Source organism: Rhodococcus sp. P3_B8 (assembly GCF_056402775.1).
In genome coordinates this window covers 1-5,930 of sequence record NZ_JBFUGT010000366.1, presented here as the reverse complement: position 1 = coordinate 5,930, position 5,930 = coordinate 1, and the positions used below count along the sequence as shown (strand labels likewise).

The following is a 5,930-nucleotide window of genomic DNA, read 5'->3' as shown; positions in this document are numbered from 1 at the left end:
GGTCCGAGAGGAGGTAGAGGTAGCCGTCGCGGCTGAAGTCGATCTCCTGGTGGTACTCCTGCGCGAACCGCGAATACACGTCGAGTCCGCGCAAACCGATCGCGATGTTGGCCTCGTTGCTGAAGGAGGCGCGAACACCGCCGGCGGCCTTGCAGGTCGAGCCGCAGGCCAACTCGTCCTTTTCCAGGAGGACGACATCGGAGACCCCGGATTCGGCGAGGTGGAACGCAATGCTGGCGCCGATGACGCCGCCGCCGATCACGACGACGGATGCCTGTTCGGGAAGTTCCTTGCTCATGTCGTCCTCTTCTTTCCTTCGAGAGTAGTGATGTGATGCCCGACCGGTTTCCGGGACACCTGACGAACGACCGGGTCGATGACTTTGCCTGGAGGAATGGCGCGCGCCCACTGACCGGAGTGGGGTCACACAGTTGCGCGTGGGGGGTTCCGAACCTTTTAGAACGCGGCGTTCTGCGGGGAACGCCCGCGGAGCACCATGGCTTCGCGCACGCGCTCCTGGGCGGTGGTGCGGGCCACCTCGTGGGTGGTTCGACCCTGAGCCTTCGACGCATCGAGGGTGTCGATGGTGCTGGCGCGCAGCTTGTTCGAGATGTTGTCGAACACGGCTGCCGGTTCGGGGCGGATTCCGGAGTAGCGGGCATCCATCGCCACGGCTGCGGCGACCACACCGCCGGCGTTGGCGATGAAATCCGGAACCACGGTCACGCCGCGGTCGAACAGCACCGACTGTGCTTCGGGGCTGCTCGGCAGGTTTGCGCCTTCGACGACGATCTTGGCCGGCAACGTGCGGGCGAGATCGGCGTCGATGACGTCCTGCAACGCCGCCGGGATCAGGATGTCCGCGATCACCGAGAGTTCTTCCCCGGCAGCGAGAGGCTTGGCGTCGGAGTACTGGTCGACGAGTCCGTCACCGTACTGATCGCGCAGATCGAGCAAGGTGGCGACGTCGAGCCCGTCCGGGTTGTGGATGCCGCCCTGCGAGGTGGACACAGCGACGATGGTGGCCCCGAGTTCCGCGAGGCGCTTCGCGCTCGCAGCTCCGACCGCTCCGAAGCCCTGGATGGACACGCTCAGCGAACCGGTGGACAGGCCGAGGGCCTGCGCGGCGGCGTCGGCCGACTCCGCGACACCGTGGCCGGTGACCCCGAGCTGGTCGTACGGGAGCCCACCGAGCGCGTGGGGGGTGCCCACCGCGCCGCCGCGTCCGCCGACCTCGTCGAGCATGATCGCGGCGTCCTTCTCGGTCAATCCCACGTCGAGCCCGAAGACGTACTCCTCGGGGACCTCGTTGCGGAGTGCCCGGACGAAGGCACGCAGGACCGCCTCCTTGGAGGAGGCAGTCGGGTCGGCCCAGATGCCGGCCTTGGCCCCGCCGTAGAACAGGTCGACCCCCGCCCACTTCCAGGTCATGTTGCGGGCCAGCCTGGCGACCTCGCCGACACTGACCGTGGTGGACATGCGGGTGCCGCCCTTGCCCATTCCGCGGGCGGTGTTGTCGATGACGAGAACGCCGCGCATGCCGGTGCGTGCATCGGAGACACACACGACCTTCTCCGGACCCCATTCGTCGATCAATTCGAACATCGTCGTTGCTCCTCGTGCGATTCGATAGGGGGATGTCAGCCGAAGTTGACGCCCTGAGCCAGGGGCAGCTCGCGGGAGTAGTTGATGGTGTTGGTCGCGCGGCGCATGTAGGCGCGCCAGGCGTCCGAGCCGGATTCGCGGCCGCCGCCGGTGGTCTTCTCGCCGCCGAACGCGCCGCCGATCTCGGCGCCGGACGTGCCGATGTTGACGTTGACGATGCCGCAGTCCGAACCGTCGGCGGCGATGAACCGCTCCGCCTCACGCTGGTCGGTGGTGAAGATCGACGACGACAGACCCTGCGGGACGTCGTTGTGCAGGGCGATCGCTTCCTCGAACGTGTCGTAGGTCAGCACGTAGAGGATCGGGGCGAAGGTTTCGTCCTTGACGATCTCGCTCTGGGCCGGCATCCGCACGATCGCCGGCTCGACGTAGTACGAGCTTTCGCTGCTCGGGCGGCGCTTGCCGCCGACGAGGATCTCGCCGCCCTGCGCGACAGCCTTGTCGAGGGCTGCGGTCATGTTGGCGTGGGACTTGCCGTCGATCAGCGGGCCCACGAGGGTGCCGTCGGCGAACGGGTCGCCAATCGGGAGGYGGCCGTAGACCTGGGAGATCCGGTCGATCAGCTCGTCGGCGATGTCCTGGTGGACGATGATGCGGCGCATCGAGGTGCAGCGCTGGCCGGCGGTGCCGGCTGCGGCGAAGACGATTCCGCGGGTGGCGATGTCGAGGTCCGCCGACGGGGTGACGATCGCAGCATTGTTTCCGCCGAGCTCGAGGATGGCGCGGCCGAACCGGGCGGCGACGCGGGGAGCGATCTGCTCGCCCATCCGCTCGGAACCGGTCGCGCTGATCAACGGCACCTTCGGGCTGTCGATCAGGGCCTGGGTGTCGGCGGCACTCGCCGAGACGAGAACATTCAGGTTGGCCGGGGCGCCGGATTCTTTTGCGGCACGGTCGAACAGCGCCGAGCAGGCGGCGGCGGTGAGGGTGGTCAGCTGCGCGGGCTTCCAGATCACCGAGTCACCGCAGACGATGGCAAGAGCCAGGTTCCAGGACCACACCGCGGCGGGGAAGTTGAACGCCGAGACGACACCGACGACACCGAGCGGGTGCCAGGTCTCCATCAGTCGGTGTCCGGGACGCTCCGAGGGCATGGTGCGGCCGTCGAGCTGCCGGGACAGACCGACCGCGAAGTCGCAGATGTCGATCATTTCCTGGACCTCGCCGAGGGCCTCCGAGCGGATCTTGCCGACCTCGATGCTGATCAGGTTGGCGACGTCTTCCTTGTGCTCGGTGAGCAGTTCGCCGAGGCGTTTGATCAGGAATCCGCGGACCGGGCCGGGAACGGTGCGCCACTGCAGGAAGGCCTCGTGGGCGGCATCGATCGCGGCCTCGACGTCGGCGGCGTCTGCGGCGGGATAGTCGAAGAGGCTCTCCCCCGTGACCGGTGAGCGGGTGGTGATGGTGTTCTCGATCCCTGCGGTATCGAGTACGGCCGGGTCGACCCCACATCGCTGCAGGCTGGTGCGTGCGAGCGTGCGCAGTTCGTCGGTGGTGGGCAGAGCGATGGTCTCGGCGACAGCGGTGCTCATTTACTTGACTCCTTGGGTAGCGATGGGTGCCGGTTCTTCGATGGGTCCGCGGATTCCCAATTGGGTGGCAACGTGATCGCGGGAAGCGCGGCGGATCCCGTCGTAGAGCGTGTACGGGTTGTGCAGTGTGCGGCCCAGAACTCCTTCCATCCAGGCGGCGTCGATATCGGTCGTCGACTGTGTGGTGTCCTTGTGTCCGTCCGAGGTCAGGTTGGACTGGAAGATCCCGGCCGCGGATTTCGGCAGGAAGTCCTCGTAGACGATCGGCTCCGGGCGGACCCAGCCCTGATCGATCAGATCCTGTAGCGATCGTCCGGGCATCGTGCCGTTGCGTTGCTTGTCGGTGTCGACCCGGTAGGTGAAGTACGCCAGATCGTGGAGCGCGAGCCCCTGTTCGGTGGCGGGCACCTGCTGGTTCCACAGCTCCGCAGCGATCTCGTTGCGTACCTCGGCCGACACCGGCGCGGTCGCGGCCGCCTCCCTGACCGCCTGCTCGATCTCGACGGTCAACCGATCGTAGACCTCGCGGCCGCGGACCGTGGCTGCGATACCGCGGGCCTCGACCTCACCGAAACGCACTCGCAGTGAACCCTTCTCGACGGCGCCGTCGGCCTCTCGGAACACCCGCGGKTCGGCGAGAGCCCGGAACGAGGTCTGCCGCAGCAGCAGATCCGGACCGGCCCACCGCGGCGGACCCTGAATCGTGTCGATCATGTCGATCCGGCGACGCTCCATGCGGGCGTAGAGATCGTCGATGTCGAGCACGCGAGGGGTCAGGTGGTTGATGTGTGTGCTGGTGACGCCACCGATATCGGCGGCCACCGAGGAGACCTCCTCGAGTTCGCGGTACCAGGCGCGGTCGACGGCCTCGGTGGACAGCTTGAATGCCGCTGTGGCCAACGTCAGGAACATCTCCGCGTCACCGGAATTCAGCCCCCGGTACTCGGTCGCCCGGTCGGCGAGGACCAGCAGTTCGGTGGTGAACAGCTTGCGCTTGGCGAGGAAACTTTCCAGGCGTTGCTGCAGATCGGCGCTGAAGAAGCGGCGATCCGAGGGCACCAGCATGGAGGTGAACACCCGGAAGGGGTTGCGCGCCAGTTCGTCCGGGTCCGTCGGACGGAAAGCCGTCGAGACGACCGGGACGGAACTGGCAGCGGCCTCGCGCAGGTCGTAGAACCCGACCGGGTACATGCCCATGGCCGCGAACACGCGGGCGACCTGGGCCATCTCCTGCGGGGTGCCCACTCGGATGGCTCCGTGACGTTCGGCGGTGACCCGGGCAATGGAGCCCAGACGTTCTGCGCTCGCACCGAGATTCGACAGCACGGTGTCGTTGACGGCCTGCGATACCTCGAGCAACGTGGTGTATGCGGGAACTTCCTTCCCGTACATGTGCGAGAGACGGCGAGCGAACTCGGCGCGCAGTTCCCACTGCTGGGTGATCGGCATGGCGTGCAACTCCAGGGTCGATGAGGATCGGGTGAGATCGAGATCGTGGTCGCCGGCCGGCTCAGAAGAGCTCCGACGTGTCCGACGTCTCGTTCCGCACGTTCATCGTGGTCCGCGGAAATGAATAGCACCAGCGAAGAAAGTTAGCCACTACCGTTTAGAATCTCTATATGAATATGAGCTTGGCGCACCTCGTCGCACTCCGAGAGCTGGCCCGGCGTGGAACGATGGTCGCGGTCGCCGAGGAACTCGGGTACACCGCGGGCGCAGTATCGCAGCAGATCGCAGCCTTGGAGAAAGCCGTCGGCTCCCGGCTCGTCACCAAGGTGGGTCGCAATGTCGTGCTCACCGATTCCGGCACCGTTCTGGCCGAGCATGCGGTGAAAATCTTGAGCGCGGAACAGAGGGCCCTCGACGCGCTGCGCGCGGTGCACGACGACGTCGCTGCGCCTCTTCTTCTCGGCACCTTCGGTAGTACCGCYGCAGCGTTGTTGCCACCGGTGGTGGCCGCAGCGCAGCGCAAGTACCCGCATCTCGCCCTGAGCAGCCGCGAACTCGACGTCGACGACGCCGCCACCGCCGTCCAACGCGGTCAGGTCGACGTCGCATTCGGGCTGGACTACCCCAATTCACCGATGCCCCGCACACCGGATATCGAGATGATCACCCTGCGCAGCGAGCGATTCGGGCTCGCCGTCTCCTCCGGCGCCTACGGCATCCGCACCGAGGGGACCATCGATCTGCGCGAGGCCGCGGAGTGGAACTGGATTCTGCCTCCCGCGGAGACCCAGTTCGGTCGCGCTGTCCGCATCGCCTGCCGTCAGGAGGGTTTCGAGCCGATCGTGCGGCACGAAATCGTCGATACCGCGGTGTCTCTGGCGCTGGCCGGAAAGGGGCTGGGGGCAGCGCCGGTCACCGACATGATGATCAGGCTCAACAGTTCGGTGCCGATCATCCGCGTCGACCTCGAGCAGGAGATCGGTCGGCGAATCGTCCTCATACGCCTCGCCGGCTCGGAGACCAGGCCTACGGTGCGGGCCATCACCGACATCGTTCGCGCCGCGGTCGACCCGGCGTCGACGGCTGCCGAGAAGATCTGATCGCCCGATCGGACGCAGCGGTCAGGTCTGCTCGCCGTTGCGGCCCTCTTCGGTTCCGAGGTGCTCGAAGATGAAGCGCCCGAGGGTGAGGCCGACATGCAACTCGAGGCGCTGCGCACCCACCGAGAGATCGAGGCCGGTGATTTCCTCGATCTTCGCGAGGCGGTAGTACAGCGTCTGACGG

6 protein-coding genes are annotated in these 5,930 nt (G+C 66.6%); 1 reads left to right on the top strand and 5 read right to left on the bottom strand.

All coding sequences use genetic code 11. The features are described from left to right. The 4 genes from AC1D1G_RS40420 to hglS all read right to left on the bottom strand — a co-directional run. A partial coding sequence (locus AC1D1G_RS40420; protein ID WP_477956402.1) for an FAD-dependent oxidoreductase occupies positions 1-298 on the bottom strand: 298 nt, incomplete at its 3' end. A gap of 158 nt (positions 299-456) precedes the next feature. Next, entirely contained in the window at positions 457-1,605 is a 1,149-nt protein-coding gene (locus AC1D1G_RS40415; protein WP_477956401.1) for a Glu/Leu/Phe/Val family dehydrogenase, read from the bottom strand. Between the two features lie 35 nt (positions 1,606-1,640). Further along, a complete protein-coding gene (gene amaB, locus AC1D1G_RS40410) occupies positions 1,641-3,197 on the bottom strand; it encodes an L-piperidine-6-carboxylate dehydrogenase (protein WP_477956400.1) in 1,557 nt (518 codons plus the stop codon). After that, positions 3,198-4,646 carry a 2-oxoadipate dioxygenase/decarboxylase gene (gene hglS, locus AC1D1G_RS40405; protein WP_477956399.1) on the bottom strand — a complete coding sequence of 483 codons (1,449 nt, stop codon included), beginning with the start codon at positions 4,644-4,646 and terminating at the stop codon, positions 3,198-3,200. 170 nt (positions 4,647-4,816) lie between these two features. Between hglS and AC1D1G_RS40400 the strand changes: the two genes are divergently transcribed. Beyond that, complete coding sequence (locus tag AC1D1G_RS40400; protein WP_280784302.1) at positions 4,817-5,746, top strand: LysR family transcriptional regulator; 930 nt, start codon at positions 4,817-4,819, stop codon at positions 5,744-5,746. 21 nt (positions 5,747-5,767) lie between these two features. On the opposite strand, the gene AC1D1G_RS40395 is transcribed toward AC1D1G_RS40400, so the two are convergent. After that, positions 5,768-5,920: a helix-turn-helix domain-containing protein gene (locus tag AC1D1G_RS40395; protein ID WP_477956403.1), complete on the bottom strand. Its 153-nt coding sequence runs from the start codon at positions 5,918-5,920 to the stop codon at positions 5,768-5,770. Between the last annotated feature and the right edge of the window lie 10 nt (positions 5,921-5,930).

Coding starts and splice junctions, on each gene's coding strand:
- AC1D1G_RS40415 (WP_477956401.1), bottom strand. CDS start 1,605: ATGTTCGAATTGATCGACGAATGGGGTCCGGAGAAGGTCGTGTGTGTC.